The 13,645-nt window shown below is 64.8% G+C and carries 15 protein-coding genes; 11 read left to right on the top strand and 4 right to left on the bottom strand.

Annotated features, from left to right (window positions below; genetic code table 11):
• The first annotated feature begins 103 nt into the window (after window positions 1–103).
• Window positions 104–313 carry a ribbon-helix-helix domain-containing protein gene (locus ACSFC7_RS21700; protein WP_160064419.1) on the top strand — a complete coding sequence of 70 codons (210 nt, stop codon included), beginning with the start codon at window positions 104–106 and terminating at the stop codon, window positions 311–313.
• 352 nt (window positions 314–665) lie between these two features.
• On the opposite strand, the gene ACSFC7_RS21695 is transcribed toward ACSFC7_RS21700, so the two are convergent.
• Together ACSFC7_RS21695 and ACSFC7_RS21690 are read right to left on the bottom strand one after the other, a co-directional pair.
• Entirely contained in the window at window positions 666–1,088 is a 423-nt protein-coding gene (locus tag ACSFC7_RS21695) for a hypothetical protein (RefSeq protein ID WP_436344884.1), read from the bottom strand.
• 49 nt (window positions 1,089–1,137) lie between these two features.
• A complete protein-coding gene (locus ACSFC7_RS21690; protein ID WP_436344883.1) occupies window positions 1,138–1,821 on the bottom strand; it encodes a hypothetical protein in 684 nt (227 codons plus the stop codon).
• A gap of 135 nt (window positions 1,822–1,956) precedes the next feature.
• On the opposite strand from ACSFC7_RS21690, the gene ACSFC7_RS21685 reads away from it, so the two are divergent.
• Window positions 1,957–2,640 (top strand): VOC family protein, encoded by a 684-nt coding sequence (locus ACSFC7_RS21685; RefSeq protein ID WP_436344882.1) that lies wholly within the window; start codon window positions 1,957–1,959, stop codon window positions 2,638–2,640.
• A gap of 264 nt (window positions 2,641–2,904) precedes the next feature.
• Window positions 2,905–3,396, top strand: a complete 492-nt coding sequence (locus tag ACSFC7_RS21680) for a ferritin-like domain-containing protein (protein ID WP_436344881.1) — start codon at window positions 2,905–2,907, stop codon at window positions 3,394–3,396.
• A gap of 364 nt (window positions 3,397–3,760) precedes the next feature.
• Here the strand turns inward: ACSFC7_RS21680 and ACSFC7_RS21675 are convergent, their stop codons facing one another.
• Together ACSFC7_RS21675 and ACSFC7_RS21670 are read right to left on the bottom strand one after the other, a co-directional pair.
• A complete protein-coding gene (locus ACSFC7_RS21675) occupies window positions 3,761–4,051 on the bottom strand; it encodes a DUF5779 family protein (RefSeq protein ID WP_436344880.1) in 291 nt (96 codons plus the stop codon).
• Window positions 4,052–4,111: 60 nt separating this feature from the next.
• Window positions 4,112–4,567: a ferritin-like domain-containing protein gene (locus tag ACSFC7_RS21670; RefSeq protein ID WP_436344879.1), complete on the bottom strand. Its 456-nt coding sequence runs from the start codon at window positions 4,565–4,567 to the stop codon at window positions 4,112–4,114.
• A 475-nt stretch (window positions 4,568–5,042) separates the two neighbouring features.
• Between ACSFC7_RS21670 and ACSFC7_RS21665 the strand changes: the two genes are divergently transcribed.
• From ACSFC7_RS21665 to leuD, 8 genes are all read left to right on the top strand, one after another.
• Window positions 5,043–5,651, top strand: a complete 609-nt coding sequence (locus tag ACSFC7_RS21665) for a winged helix-turn-helix transcriptional regulator (RefSeq protein WP_436344878.1) — start codon at window positions 5,043–5,045, stop codon at window positions 5,649–5,651.
• 465 nt (window positions 5,652–6,116) lie between these two features.
• The gene (locus ACSFC7_RS21660) at window positions 6,117–7,328 is read left to right on the top strand and encodes a LeuA family protein (protein WP_436348009.1); all 1,212 of its coding nucleotides are present in this window, start codon (window positions 6,117–6,119) and stop codon (window positions 7,326–7,328) included.
• A gap of 374 nt (window positions 7,329–7,702) precedes the next feature.
• Window positions 7,703–9,523: a biosynthetic-type acetolactate synthase large subunit gene (gene ilvB / locus ACSFC7_RS21655; protein ID WP_436344877.1), complete on the top strand. Its 1,821-nt coding sequence runs from the start codon at window positions 7,703–7,705 to the stop codon at window positions 9,521–9,523.
• Window positions 9,520–10,188, top strand: a complete 669-nt coding sequence (gene ilvN, locus ACSFC7_RS21650) for an acetolactate synthase small subunit (protein WP_436344876.1) — start codon at window positions 9,520–9,522, stop codon at window positions 10,186–10,188. The genes ilvB and ilvN overlap by 4 nt, the downstream gene beginning before the upstream one ends.
• Entirely contained in the window at window positions 10,181–11,236 is a 1,056-nt protein-coding gene (ilvC, locus tag ACSFC7_RS21645; RefSeq protein ID WP_436344875.1) for a ketol-acid reductoisomerase, read from the top strand. The genes ilvN and ilvC overlap by 8 nt, the downstream gene beginning before the upstream one ends.
• A gap of 23 nt (window positions 11,237–11,259) precedes the next feature.
• The gene (locus ACSFC7_RS21640) at window positions 11,260–11,541 is read left to right on the top strand and encodes a hypothetical protein (RefSeq protein WP_436344874.1); all 282 of its coding nucleotides are present in this window, start codon (window positions 11,260–11,262) and stop codon (window positions 11,539–11,541) included.
• Window positions 11,538–12,959 carry a 3-isopropylmalate dehydratase large subunit gene (leuC, locus tag ACSFC7_RS21635; RefSeq protein WP_436344873.1) on the top strand — a complete coding sequence of 474 codons (1,422 nt, stop codon included), beginning with the start codon at window positions 11,538–11,540 and terminating at the stop codon, window positions 12,957–12,959. Before ACSFC7_RS21640 ends, leuC begins: the two co-directional genes overlap by 4 nt.
• The gene (leuD, locus tag ACSFC7_RS21630; protein ID WP_436344872.1) at window positions 12,956–13,591 is read left to right on the top strand and encodes a 3-isopropylmalate dehydratase small subunit; all 636 of its coding nucleotides are present in this window, start codon (window positions 12,956–12,958) and stop codon (window positions 13,589–13,591) included. Before leuC ends, leuD begins: the two co-directional genes overlap by 4 nt.
• Window positions 13,592–13,645: the final 54 nt, after the last annotated feature.

The following is a 13,645-nucleotide window of genomic DNA, read 5'->3' as shown; positions in this document are numbered from 1 at the left end:
TTCGAGGACTCGCGGAGAACACGCCCCCGAAGTGGCGGCCGCCGTCACTGCGCTCAGCGCCGACGGTCGACACGCATTTGACGCCGGCGACGGAGTATCGCGTATGACCGAGTACACGACGGTTTCGATCCCGAAGGATCTCGCGGACCGCGTCGAGGACACGATCGAAGGCACCAGCTTCCAGAGCACGAGCGACCTCACCCGATTCCTGCTCCGAAGCATCGTTATCCAGCATCAGAAACGGGGCGAACTCACCGAAGCCGAGTTCGAGGAGATCACCGAACAGCTTCGCGGACTGGGCTACCTCGAGTAACGGGCATTCGGCTTCGCCGGTCGTTTCAGTCCGACGACGGGCCGACCGCTTATCCGACTCGAGCCACCTAGTTGCGAACGGAGGTCGAGATGCATGCCACACATTCCTGACTTTCCATCGCGATCGAACGACGACGAGGACGGGCGAGAGTCGAACCGCGGGAGCATCATCGACCGAATAATCGGCGACGGACCGTCGACACCCAGTGGCTGACTGCTATCGGGTCCTCTGTCCCACTCGATAGCGGTCCGGCCGAATCGTCCGTTTTTTCGAGGGTCGAAACCGCGCCGAGCGGCGACTCGATTCGGTCGTGCAGCGATGTCCCTCGGCGACGACTCAGTTCGGCGACGGCTCACTCCGACAGCGACTGGTCCGGCGGACGGGCGTCGATGATCTCGAGCGGCCGGCGCTCGCCGCGTCGGTCGAAGGCGGCGAACGAGCGCTCGTCGAGTTCCCACGGCGGGACGGCGACGAAGATCACCTCCGCGAGGTCGTCCCGTTTCGTCACCTCGAGTTCTCGGACCGGGTGCGAGACGAACTGTCCCTGCGCCTGACGAGCGGGCGTCGAGAGGTCGACGCCGAAGACGGCGTTGACGGCGTTGCCGGGGTCGGGAAGGAAGAAGTCCGTAAAAACCGGCGTCTCGGGTGGGAGCCCGGACGCGCCCGCGAGTTCGGCCGCGGACGTGATCGAGACGCCCGTCGTCACGCGATCCGGGTCGGCGTCGCTGGCCAGGTCGAGCAACACGTCGACGAGGGCGCGCGTGATGTAGACCACACCGACTGTACGTGCGGAGCGTAATTAGCTGTATCCCCGCAGGCGTCGACTAGATCGGACTGAACTGCCAGAGCATCTCCGCGACGAGTCGCGGCGTCCCCCGCCGCGAGTTCGCGAGCGCCTCCTCGAGTGCGCTCGCCGCGTCGGACGTGATTCCGGCGCCGTGGCCCACGAGGATCCGTTCGGGCGAAAACCCGCCGAGAGCGTCCCGTGGCGGGACGAGACGACGCATCGGGTGGACGCCGAGGCGTTCGCCGCCGGCGAGGAAGTGGTCGACCGCCCCGACCGATTCGGGCACGACGAGGGTTCCATCGTTCGGATTGTAGAGCGCGACTTCCCGCCAAAAGCGGTTGTCGACGACGGTGTGGGCCTCGAGGCCGGTATCGGAGAGTTCGTCCGTAAAACGGGCCACCGGGGCGTCGACCTCCTCGGTAACGCCCTCGAAGAACCGCGGCAGGTAGACCGGGACGTTGTGCCGGTTCGCGATCTCGGCGGCGTCGCGTTTGTGACGGTCGAGCAGGACGACGACGCCGGCCACGTCGCCGAACTCGGCGAACAGGTCGTCGATCCCCGCGGCATCGACCGGGTCGACGAGCCAGACCTCGCCGTCGATTTCGAGGGCGTGGCTCGCTCGCTGCATGGCCTCGTCGGGGTGAGCGATCCAGCTGACGCCGCCATCGAAGCGGTTACACTCCGCGAAATCGGTCGCTCGCTCGTCGGCTCGAATAGTCATATCCGACTGCTACGGCCGTTTCGAGCATAAACGTGGGTGTCCCGGCGGAGACGGTTCACTCGGCGCACGGTGACACCGATTCACCGCGAGCGTGTCGGCGACGCCTCTATGCCCCTCCCGGAACTACGTCCAGCTATGCTCACTGGGCTCTCCTGGCTCGCACTCGAGGCCAAGTATCTCGACCGGTCGCGGTCGTTCTACGAGGAGACGCTGGAACTGACCTGTCACGAGCGCGGCGACGACGAACTCGCGTTCGAGGCGGGCGAGACCGATCTCGTTCTGCGACGCCCCGACGAGTTCCCTCGCGGCGGGCTCCACACGCACTACGCGTTCTCGATTCCCGAGGCCGAGTACGACGACTGGTGGGACCGGTTGAGCGAGGGGTACGACCTCGAGGAGGCCCAGTTCGGTCCCGCCAGTTCGCTCTACCTCTACGACCCCGACGGCAACTGCGTCGAACTCGGCCAGCAGGACGTCGCGGGGCCGGGGATCGACGGCATCTTCGAGGTCGTCCTCGAGGTCGAGAACCTCGAGCGGGCGGAGTCGTTCTACGCCGATCTCGGCTTCGAGACGGTCGATACCGGGGCGAACCGCAAGCGCGTCCGGATGAACGGGCCGATGGCGCTGGAGCTCTGGGAGCCACACCTGGGGATCGCGGACGCCCGCGGCGGCGTCCACGTCGATCTGGGGTTCGAAACCAGCGAGCCGACGGCGGCGCTCGAGGCGGTCTCGGATCGCGTCCAGCGTGTCGATCGGGTCGACGACGAAGTGGTCGTCGTTCGGGATCCGGACGGGCATTTCCTGACGTTTACGACGTGAACAGATCGCTCTGGACCGGTCGATCCGTGTGCGGTGGCGCGCGCTGGCTGCGAGGCGCGACCGGCGGGAGCGCCTCGGAAAAGCGAGCGGGGAGCACAGCGACCCGTGAGCCCAGTGATGCGCAACTCGAAAACCGAATCGGGACATTCGAAGCCGTAGGTAACAGTCACTCTCAGTACCGCGTTCTCGACGCACTCGAGCGACTGCCTGCCCAGCGCAAGCCTGCTGTTTATCGAAATCAGCGCTGTCCTCACAGACGGAGACATGAGCATCGAATCAACCGAAGACCTCTTCGTATCCGGACTCAAGCACGCGTATTACACCGAACAGCGACTCGTCGACGCCCTCGAGGAACTCGAGCAGACCTCCTCCAACGAGGAGCTCCAGAGCGGGTTCGCCGAACACCGCGAGGAGACGCAGATCCACATCGACCGCATCGAGCAGGTCTTCGACCAGCTCGACGCCGAGGCGGAAGCCGAGGAAGATCCCGTCGTCGAGGGGATGATCGAAGCCCACGAGGAGTTTATGGACAAAGACCCCAGCGACCAGGCTATCGATCGGTTCAACATCGCTGCCGGACAGAAGTCCGAACACTACGAGATCTCGGTCTACGGCAACCTCATCCCGATGGCGGACCAGCTCGGGATGGACGACGCCGCCGACACCCTCGAGGAGACGCTTCGGGAGGAGCAGGACGAACTCGAGACCCTCTCGGAAATGGGCGAGCAGTTCGACTACGGCGAACTCGAGGCCTAAACTTCGCGGATCGAGTGGGTAGCGGCCGGATCGGTCGAATTCGATCTTTTTCGTGATGACTGAGTGATCGGACTCGAGCAGCCGCTCGAGTAGGCGTACGGGTCTCGAGTGTTGATCTTGGGAGTGAACGTTCACGGATCGAGTCGAAGGTGACCTCGATTCTCATACTGGCAGCGAGGATTTCCACGTCCTCCCCAGCCGATTCACTCACTCCTTTCAGTCGTTCGCTCATCCACTGTCAGAGCTGGCTCTGACAAGTCTTCGCTCACGAGTTCGCGAAGACCTCGCGCAACTTCGAGTCGCGACTCGTTAGTCACTCGCCGCGACTCAGCGCGCGCCACCGCACGTAGGTTAGATGCGGGTGCTAGAGTCGATCCGTACTCACGTCCACGCCCGGCGGCGTCACGAGCAGGAAGCCGCGGAAGTGGACGAGGTTGCCGCCCGACTCCTTGATGTCGCGGGCGAATCCGGCGGCCAGTTCGTTGACGTCGCCTTCGACGTTGAGGACGAGCACGTTCCCCTTCGAGATCGCCTCGAGCCACTCCTCGGCGGGCGTCGTTCCATCGAGCATTCCGAGGATGATACTGCCCTCGATGTCGAGTTCTTCGTCGATGTGCTCCTCGACGGTCCGTAAGTCGAGGTCGAAATCGCTCATACCGGGTGGGTCGAACCGGGGTGAGAAAAACGTTCGCCTCTTCGAACTCTCACCGCGTCCCTAGTTCTGTGGGAACTCCTTGTGGAACCCGCGGAACTCCGTGTGGTGGGCCTCCTCGTCGGCGAGAATCGTCACCGCGACGTCCTCGGTGACGGGATCGTTCGCCTCCGAGGCGGCCTCGTGGAGCGATCGGTACGTTTCGATCGCGTCGTCTTCGGCCTCGAGAACGCCTTCGATGACCGCCTGGACGTCGGTCGTGTCCTCGGGCGGCTGGAGGCTGTGCTGGTTGGCCTCGAACCCCTCGGAGCCGGGCGGCGACTCGTCGAGTTGCTTCAGACGCTCGCCGAGTATCTGCGCGTGATCGAGTTCCTCCTGAATATCCGCCTCGAGGCTCTCCTTGACCTCCTCGGCGTGGATGCCGTCGAGGACGATGGCGTTGGTCAGGTAGTTCATCACGGTCTCGAGTTCGTCGACGTAGGCCTCCTTCAGGAGGTCGGTGATCTCGTCGGTTGTCATGCCGAAGTCCCTACCACAGGAGGGCCCAAAGTGGTACCACCCGCGCGTGCCTGTCGTTGGTGTTTCGCCCAGTCGATCGGTCAACCGACGTGCGGTGGCGCGCGCTGTGTTGCGGTGAGCGAGAGCGGGGCGCGAGTAGTGCGAACGTCTCGGAACGCGAACGGTGACCAACGGGAACCGTGAGCCTGGCGAACCGTGATTCGACTTCGTGCGAGGTTGCCGCGAGTAGCGCGGAACCGGCGGTTCCGCGACCCATTCTCACGGCGCCTTGCGCCGTGAGGAGAAATCAGTTGGAGGACGTGGCCCATCACCGTAGCCGGCGTGTGCAGGATGGCTCTCCCCCGATTACGGCGATCGAATCGACAAGTAGCACGCCACTCCCGAGTTGCTGAGTCGGTCTCCGATAGCGATCCATCGCTCTCGAAAGGGATCGCGGCTCCGTACACTCTTGTCCGCGCCGCTCCAATAGCGGATCATGCGCGAACTCGACGACACGGACCTCGAGATCCTCGAACTCCTCCTCGAGAACGCCCGTCGACCGTACAAGGAGATCGCCGACCGGGTCGATCTCACCCCGCCGGCGGTCTCGGATCGCATCTCGAGACTCGAGGAGCAGGGAATCGTCCAGGGCTTTACGATCGACGTCGATCGTGAGAAGCTCCGAGACGAGGTGCCCGTGCTGGTCGAACTCGAAGCGAAACCCGACGCCGTCGACGACGTCTACGCGGCCGCAGCCGAGTTGCCGGGCGTCGACAGCGTTTCGGAGGCGATGGACGGGCGCGTGATCGTCCACGCGACCGTACCCGACGCGACCGTACCCGACGCGACCGCGCGCTCGTGGCTCGAGTCCGAACTCGACCTCGCGTGGCTCTCGGGGTACGACGTCACGCTGCTCGCCCGGTCGGATCGCGTCGCCGGCCTCTCGGCGGCGGGCTTTTCCCTCGAGTGTGTCGTCTGTGGCAAGCGGATCACCGACGACGGCGTCACGCGGACCGTCGGCGGCGAAGTGAAGACGTTCTGCTGTCCCTCGTGTGAGGCCCGGTACGTCGAGGAGTACGAGTCGCACCAGGAGGCCCTCGAGTAGTACCAGAACGGGACGTCGCGTGCCAGAGAGGGAATCGTGACAGTGCGGGCGTCGAGCGGCAGACGGCGGACCGCCTGCTGGAACCGAGAACGAGACGCGAGGGCGGCAGCGGTGGTGGACGAACGGACGAAAAACCCTGTAACTTCGTGAAAACCCAATCTCACCGCCGCAGTTGGCGTCTCGTTCTGTCCGGATGTCCACTGTGGTGCGCGCGAGCGTTCGCGTCGGTCGGGGCGCGGTCATTCGGGTCGACTCGAGCCAATAACGGGCCGACTTCCGAACGGGCAACTGTATGATAATAGGATGTGGGCTGTGTATTAGGCCGTTGGTGTCGTGCGGTTTTCCGTCTTTGAGGGAAGCGTGCGTGTCAGTAACAGTGCAGTGATCGGCTCTCGCAGCGTCAAGTTTATATAGGACGTCGCACCTCGGGTTCAGATACAATGTCTTCACAAGACAACCCGTCCTCTGACACCAGTCAGGGGGGTCGAGTTCTTCCAGGGCACGTTAGATTCCACTGACGAAATAGAGTCAGCACGTGTTTTCGATACGACCCTCCGGGACGGCGAACAGTCGCCCGGGACTTCGTTCTCCTACGACGATAAACGGCAGATCGCGTCCATCTTGGACGATATGGGTACCCACGTCATCGAGGCGGGGTTCCCGGTCAACTCGGACGCCGAGTTCGAGGCCGTTCGTGATATCGCGTCATCGACCCAGACGACGACCTGCGGGTTAGCCCGCGTCGTCGATGGTGACATCGAAGCCGCACTGGATTCCGGTGTCGAAATGGTGCACCTGTTCGTCAGCACCAGCGACGTCCAGATCGAGGATTCGATGCATACGACGCGGGACGAAGTTGTACAGCGCGCAGTCGACTCGGTCGAACGTGTCGTCGAATCGGGAACGACCTGCATGTTCTCGCCGATGGACGCGACGCGAACCGACGAACAGTACCTGATCGACGTGATCGAAGCGGTCACGGAGGCGGGCGTCGACTGGATCAACGTTCCGGATACGTGCGGCGTCGCCACGCCGACGCGATTCAAGGTGCTGGTCGAGAAAATCCGCGACCACACCGACGCACGGATCGACGTCCACACGCACGACGACTTCGGGCTGGCCACCGCGAACGCGCTGGCCGGCATCGAAGCGGGAGCGGACCAGGCGCAGGTCTCGGTCAACTCCATCGGCGAGCGGGCCGGCAACGCTGCCTACGAGGAGTACGTGATGGCCGTCGAGTCGCTCTACCAGACCGATACGGGGATCGACACGACCCGCATCACCGAACTCTCCGAGATCGTCGAGGAAAAGAGCGGTATGGGGACGCCGGGCAACAAGCCCGTCGTCGGCTCGAACGCCTTCTCCCACGAGAGCGGTATCCACGCCGCCGGCATCATCGAAAACTCGGACACCTTCGAGCCCGGCGTCATGACCCCGGAGATGGTCGGCGCCGAGCGCCAGTTCGTCATGGGGAAACACACCGGGACGCACTCGGTCCGCAAACGCCTCGTCGAGTCCGGCTTCGATCCGACCGACGAGCAGGTCAAAGCGGTCACCCGCCGCGTCAAAGACTACGGTGCCGAGAAGCGCCGCGTCACGGTCGACGATCTGGAGCGCTTCGCCGAAGAGGCTGGCGTCGAACGCCAGCAACAGGAGGAAGAGGAGGTGCGCGTCTGAGGGATGTCCGTTTCGTTTGCCACCGGCCGCGAGCCTCTGCTGTCGCGCTCGAGCGGTCCAACGTCCGCGGTTCACGGCTCGCGCAAAAATTGCAAGACCCGTGGGACTCGCAACCATTATGACCCTCGAGCAACCTATGGTATCAGTAATGACGGTCCGCGCTTCACTGTCGGCTCGTACGCAGCCGGTCGACGTCAGCGCGCTCGCTCCGATTCGTATTGTAGGGGCACTCTCGCCCCATCTCTAGTACCTCGTAGCTCCGGACCGGAATTCGTCGCATCGTTTTCAGAGCGACACGTAATCCAGCAGATGACAGCATATCACACACACAGCGCACGCAGAACGGATCGCCGCACAGCGGCGGGAGGCAATCGATGAGCGAACGCGCAGCAAAGGTTACTCCAGCGGAAACCGAGGAAGAGACGGACGACCAGATCACCGACAGCGCAGCGCCGGACGCGGCCACCGAGGTCGACGACGACGCTGACGAAGCGACGACGCCAGCACCGGTCACGACCGGTGCCGAGTCCGTCGTTCGCGCGTTGGAGAACGCGGGCGTCGAGTACGCCTTCGGCGTGCAGGGCGGGGCGATCATGCCCGTCTACGACGCGCTGTACGATTCGGACATCTACCACGTGACGATGGCCCACGAACAGGGCGCATCCCACGCGGCGGACGCCTACGGCATCGTCTCGGGCGAGCCGGGCGTCTGTCTGGCGACGTCCGGACCGGGCGCGACGAACCTCGTGACCGGCATCGCGGACGCCGACATGGACTCGGATCCGCTGGTCGCACTCACGGGCCAGGTGCCGACGGAGTTCGTCGGCAACGACGCGTTCCAGGAGACCGATACGACCGGCGTCACGACGCCGGTCACGAAGGACAACACCTTCTCGTCGGATCCGGACCGCGTCGGGAGCGACGTCAGCGAGGCGTTCGCGCTCGCCCGCGAAGGACGACCCGGGCCGACGCTGGTCGACCTGCCGAAAGACATCACGAAAGCCGAAACGGACCGCGAACCCGACGCGCCGAAGACGCCCGACACCTACCAGGTTCAGGAGCGGGCCGATCCGGAGATCGTCGACGCCGCGGCCGAGCGGATCGAGAACGCCGACCGCCCCGTCATGCTGCTCGGCGGCGGCGTCATCAAGGGCGAGGCCAGCGAGGCCTGCCGCGAGTTCGCCATGGAACACGAGATTCCGGTCATCACCACGATGCCCGGCATCGGGGCCTTCCCCGAGGATCACGAACTCTCGATGGAGATGGCCGGCATGCACGGCACGGGCTACGCCAACATGGCGATCACCCACTGTGACACCATGCTGGCGATCGGGACCCGATTCGACGACCGCCTGACCGGCGGCATCGAAACCTTCGCCCCCGACGCGGAGCTCATCCACGTCGACATCGATCCCGCGGAGATCAGCAAGAACATCCACGCGGACTATCCGCTGATCGGCGACGCCGAGACGGTCGTCGGGCAGCTCAGTGAGGCCGTCGACGCCTCGCCGGCAGCCAAGAAGTGGCGCGTCCAGTGCCAGCAGTGGAAGTCCGACTACTCGATGGCCTACGACGCGCCCGAGGACAGACCCGTCCAGCCGGAGTTCGTCGTCGAAGCGCTCGACGAGGCCACCGACGACGACACCATCGTCACCACCGGCGTCGGCCAACACCAGATGTGGGCCTGCCAGTACTGGACCTACACCGAGCCCCGCACGTGGGTCTCGAGTCACGGTCTCGGGACGATGGGCTACGGACTGCCCGCCGCCATCGGCGCGCGACTCGCCGCCGACGACGAGCAGGACGTCGTCTGTATCGACGGCGACGGCTCGTTCCTGATGACGCTGCAGGGACTCTCCGTGGCCGTCCGCGAGGACCTGGACATCACGGTCGCCGTGCTCAACAACGAGTACATCGGCATGGTTCGACAGTGGCAGGACGCCTTCTTCGAGGGCCGACACTCCGCGTCGAACTACAACTGGATGCCCGAGTTCGACAAGCTCGCCGAGGCGTTCGGCGCCGCCGGCTTCCGCATCGACGAGTACGACGACGTCGCGGACACCATCGAGGAGGCAATCGCCTACGACGGCCCGTCCGTGATCGACGTCCACATCGATCCGCAGGCGAACGTCTACCCGATGGTGCCGAGCGGCGGCGACAACGGCCAGTTCGCGCTGGAGGATGATCACCTATGAAACGAGGGCTGGACGGCCCCGCCCCGGAAGAGCGACCGACCCCCGACGGTCGGCGCAACAAGCAGGGTATTCGCATCGACCCGGAGGTCGAAGCGAAACACGAGCCGCGCCGAACCGTCATCTCGGCGCTGGTCACCCACGAACCCGGCGTGCTCTCGGACGTCTCGGGACTGTTCTCGAGACGGCAGTTTAATATCGAGAGCCTGACCGTCGGACCGACGGAAGACGACGAGCGCGCGCGGATCACGGTCGTCGTCGAAGAGCCCGATCCCGGCATCGACCAGATCAAGAAACAGCTCCGGAAGCTCGTGCCGGTGATCTCGGTGCGAGAGCTCGAGCCCGACGCGATGCGGCGGGAGCTGGCGCTGGTCAAAGTCACCGCCGACGAGCCCGCACAGGTCAACGCCGTCGCGGACATGTACGACGCGACGACCGTCGACTCGAGTCCCGAGACGGCGACCTTCGAGATCACGGGGGCCCGCCAGAAGATCGAGGCCGCGATCGAGACGTTCGGCCAGTTCGGCGTTCGAGAGATATCCCGAACCGGCACGACGGCGCTCGCCCGCGGCACCGAAGAGACCGCCGCGCCGGTGAGCGCGACCGAATCGGCCGCCGACGGGGCGAACCAAGACGGAACTTACACACAGACAGCTGACGATGACTGACGAATTCACCACCGAGATTTACTACGACGACGACGCAGACGTATCGACGCTCGACGACGAGACCGTGGCCGTGCTTGGCTACGGGAGCCAGGGCCACGCTCACGCGCTGAACCTCCACGAGAGTGGAGTCGACGTGATCGTCGGCCTCCGCGAGGGGTCGGCCTCGCGCGACGCCGCCGAAGCGGACGGCCTCACGGTCGCGACGCCCGACGAGGCGGTCAAACGGGCGGGCTACGTCTCCGTGCTCGTCCCCGACACCGTCCAGGCGTCGGTCTACGAGAACGACATCGAGCCGAACCTCGAAGCGGGTGACACGCTGCAGTTCGCCCACGGCCTGAACATCCACTACGGCCAGATCGAGCCCCCGGAGGGCGTCGACGTCTCGATGGTCGCCCCGAAGAGTCCGGGCCACCTCGTCCGCCGGAACTACGAGAACGACGAGGGGACGCCCGGCCTGCTGGCGATCTATCAGGACACGACGGGCGATGCAGAAGAGCGCGCCCTCGCGTACGCGAAGGCGATCGGCTGTACCCGCGCGGGCGTCATCGAGACGACGTTCCAGGAGGAGGTCGAGTCCGACCTCTTCGGCGAGCAGGCCGTCCTCTGTGGCGGCGTCACCTCGCTGGTCAAACACGGCTACGAGACGCTCGTCGACGCGGGCTACTCGCCCGAGATCGCCTACTTCGAGTGCCTGAACGAGCTCAAACTGATCGTCGACCTGATGTACGAGGGCGGCCACGCCGAGATGTGGGACTCCGTGAGCGACACGGCGGAGTACGGCGGCCTCTCCCGCGGCGACCGCATCGTCGACGAGCACGTTCGCGAGAACATGGAAGAGACCCTCGAGGAGATCCAGAACGGCGAGTTCACGCGCGAATGGATCCTCGAGAACCAGGCCGGCCGACCGAGCTACACCCAGCTCCGACAGGCCGAGAAGAACCACGAGATCGAGGAGGTCGGCGCCCGACTGCGCGACCTGTTCGCGTGGGCAGAGGAGGACGACACGGAAGAAGAAGACGACTCCGTCCGCGTGCAGGCGGACGACTGAGATCAGCACACGATTAGGAACCAATGAGCCAGAACGAGAACACAGACACGATGGCCGACGTCAGCCACAAGAATCCCCTCACCGGGGAGACGGCTGGTCAGCTGTTCAGCCGCGGCCCGACGGTCGTCACTGACGGCGGAGAACGAACCGACGGTGAGGAGCCGACGGCGACCGATTCGAACGGACGCACAGACGAGGAATCACAGACGATGGCGGACGTCGAACACACCCCGCCACAGGACGCCGACGACGCGAACCGCGTCTTCGAACGCGGCCGTAAACCCACCGTAGAGGAAGAGGAATGAGCGAGGGCACACTGTACGACAAGGTCTGGGATCGACACAAAGTAACCCGCCTGCCGACCGGACAGGATCAGCTGTTCATCGGTCTCCACCTCATCCACGAGGTCACGAGTCCGCAGGCGTTCGGGATGCTCCGCGAGCGCGGCCTCGAGGTCGCCTTCCCGGAACTGACCCACGCGACGGTCGATCACATCGTGCCGACGGCCGACCAGTCCCGTCCGTACGAGGAGGACGCGGCCGAGGAGATGATGTCCGAACTCGAGCAGAACGTCCGCGACGCGGGCATCGACTTCTCGGACCCGACGACCGGCGATCAGGGGATCGTCCACGTCATCGGTCCGGAGCAGGGGCTCACCCAGCCCGGTAAAACGATCGTCTGTGGCGACAGCCACACCTCGACCCACGGCGCGTTCGGCGCGCTCGCGTTCGGGATCGGGACCTCCCAGATCCGGGACGTGCTCGCGACGGGCACCGTCGCGATGGAGAAGCAGAAGGTTCGCAAGATCCAGGTCGACGGCGAGCTCGGCGAGGGAGTCGAAGCGAAGGACATCATCCTCGAGATCATCCGCCGACTCGGTACGGAAGGCGGCGTCGGCTACGTCTACGAGTACGCCGGCGAGGCCATCGAGAACCTCGGGATGGAGGGTCGGATGTCGATCTGTAACATGTCCATCGAGGGCGGCGCTCGCGCGGGCTACGTTAACCCCGACGAGATCACCTACGAGTGGATGAAAGAGACCGACTACTTCCAGGAGAACCCCGAGAAGTTCGACGAACTGAAACCGTACTGGGAGTCGATCCGCAGCGACGAGACGGCAGAGTACGACGACGTCGTCACGATCGACGCGAACGAACTCGAGCCGGTCGTCACCTGGGGCACCACGCCCGGCCAGGGTATCGGCATCACGGATCCGATTCCGGAACCCGAATCGCTGCCCGCTGACAAGCAGGACACCGCGCGACGCGCCCAGGAGCACATGCGCGTCAAACCCGGCGAGACGATGGAAGGGTACGACATCGACGTCGCCTTCCTCGGCTCCTGTACGAACGCCCGACTGCCCGACCTGCGTCGTGCGGCGGAACTCGTCGAGGGCCAGCAGGTCCACGACGACGTCCGCGCGCTCGTCGTTCCCGGGAGCCAGCGCGTCCAGGAGACCGCCGAGAAGGAAGGACTCAAGGACATCTTCGAGGAGGCCGGCTTCGAGTGGCGCAACGCCGGCTGTTCGATGTGTCTGGGCATGAACGAGGACCAACTCGAGGGCGACGAGGCCTGTGCCTCCTCCTCGAACCGAAACTTCGTCGGCCGTCAGGGCAGCAAGGACGGACGGACCGTTCTGATGAGCCCGCGGATGGTCGCCGCGGCGGCGATCAACGGCGAGGTCTCTGACGTGCGCGATCTGAAGGAGGTGCGTACGGTATGAGCGACGAAGTCGAAATTCCGGAAGTCAACTACGTCTCCGGCTCGGCCGTCCCGATTCGGGGCAACGACATCGACACCGACCAGATCATCCCCGCGCGGTTCATGAAGGTCGTCACCTTCGACGGACTGGGCGAGTTCGCGTTCTTCGATCTGCGGTTCGACGACGACGACAACCAGAAGGAGCACCCGTTCAACGAGGACCGCTTCCAGGACTCTTCGGTGATGGTCGTCAACAGCAACTTCGGCTGTGGCTCCTCGCGCGAGCACGCCCCGCAGGCGTTGATGCGCTGGGGCATCGACGCGATCATCGGCGAGAGCTTCGCGGAGATCTTCGCGGGCAACTGTCTGGCGCTCGGTATTCCGACCGTGACGGCGGACAGCGAGACGATCCAGGCCCTGCAGGACTGGGTCGACGCGAATCCCGACGGCGAGATCGACATCGACGTCGAAGCCGAACAGGTTACGTACGGCGACGAGACGATCGACGTCACCGTCGACGACGCCCAGCGCAAGGCGCTCGTCGAGGGCGTCTGGGACACGACGGCGCTGATGAAGTCCAACGCCGGTGAAGTGCGGAAGACGGCCGAGGAACTGCCGTACGTCACCGACGACGCGATTCCCGAATCCGAGTAACCCGACTCACGCTTTTCGCTGTTCACGGTGTTCCTTCGCTCGAGCGAGACCGCC

The organism is Natronorubrum halobium (assembly GCF_051351675.1).
In the GTDB taxonomy this organism is placed as follows: Archaea; Halobacteriota; Halobacteria; order Halobacteriales; family Natrialbaceae; genus Natronorubrum.
The sequence above is the reverse complement of the archived record's forward strand: the minus strand, read 5'-3'. Positions and strand labels throughout refer to the sequence as shown.

What these genes read in the sequence shown, in the direction of transcription:
- ACSFC7_RS21640 (WP_436344874.1), top strand. Translation starts at nt 11,260, where the DNA reads ATGAGCCAGAACGAGAACACAGACACGATGGCCGACGTCAGCCACAAG.
- leuC (WP_436344873.1), top strand. Translation starts at nt 11,538, where the DNA reads ATGAGCGAGGGCACACTGTACGACAAGGTCTGGGATCGACACAAAGTA.
- ilvB (WP_436344877.1), top strand. Translation starts at nt 7,703, where the DNA reads ATGAGCGAACGCGCAGCAAAGGTTACTCCAGCGGAAACCGAGGAAGAG.
- ACSFC7_RS21670 (WP_436344879.1), bottom strand. Translation starts at nt 4,567, where the DNA reads ATGACAACCGACGAGATCACCGACCTCCTGAAGGAGGCCTACGTCGAC.
- ACSFC7_RS21680 (WP_436344881.1), top strand. Translation starts at nt 2,905, where the DNA reads ATGAGCATCGAATCAACCGAAGACCTCTTCGTATCCGGACTCAAGCAC.
- ACSFC7_RS21690 (WP_436344883.1), bottom strand. Translation starts at nt 1,821, where the DNA reads ATGACTATTCGAGCCGACGAGCGAGCGACCGATTTCGCGGAGTGTAAC.
- ACSFC7_RS21700 (WP_160064419.1), top strand. Translation starts at nt 104, where the DNA reads ATGACCGAGTACACGACGGTTTCGATCCCGAAGGATCTCGCGGACCGC.
- ACSFC7_RS21665 (WP_436344878.1), top strand. Translation starts at nt 5,043, where the DNA reads ATGCGCGAACTCGACGACACGGACCTCGAGATCCTCGAACTCCTCCTC.
- ilvC (WP_436344875.1), top strand. Translation starts at nt 10,181, where the DNA reads ATGACTGACGAATTCACCACCGAGATTTACTACGACGACGACGCAGAC.
- ACSFC7_RS21675 (WP_436344880.1), bottom strand. Translation starts at nt 4,051, where the DNA reads ATGAGCGATTTCGACCTCGACTTACGGACCGTCGAGGAGCACATCGAC.
- ACSFC7_RS21685 (WP_436344882.1), top strand. Translation starts at nt 1,957, where the DNA reads ATGCTCACTGGGCTCTCCTGGCTCGCACTCGAGGCCAAGTATCTCGAC.
- ilvN (WP_436344876.1), top strand. Translation starts at nt 9,520, where the DNA reads ATGAAACGAGGGCTGGACGGCCCCGCCCCGGAAGAGCGACCGACCCCC.
- leuD (WP_436344872.1), top strand. Translation starts at nt 12,956, where the DNA reads ATGAGCGACGAAGTCGAAATTCCGGAAGTCAACTACGTCTCCGGCTCG.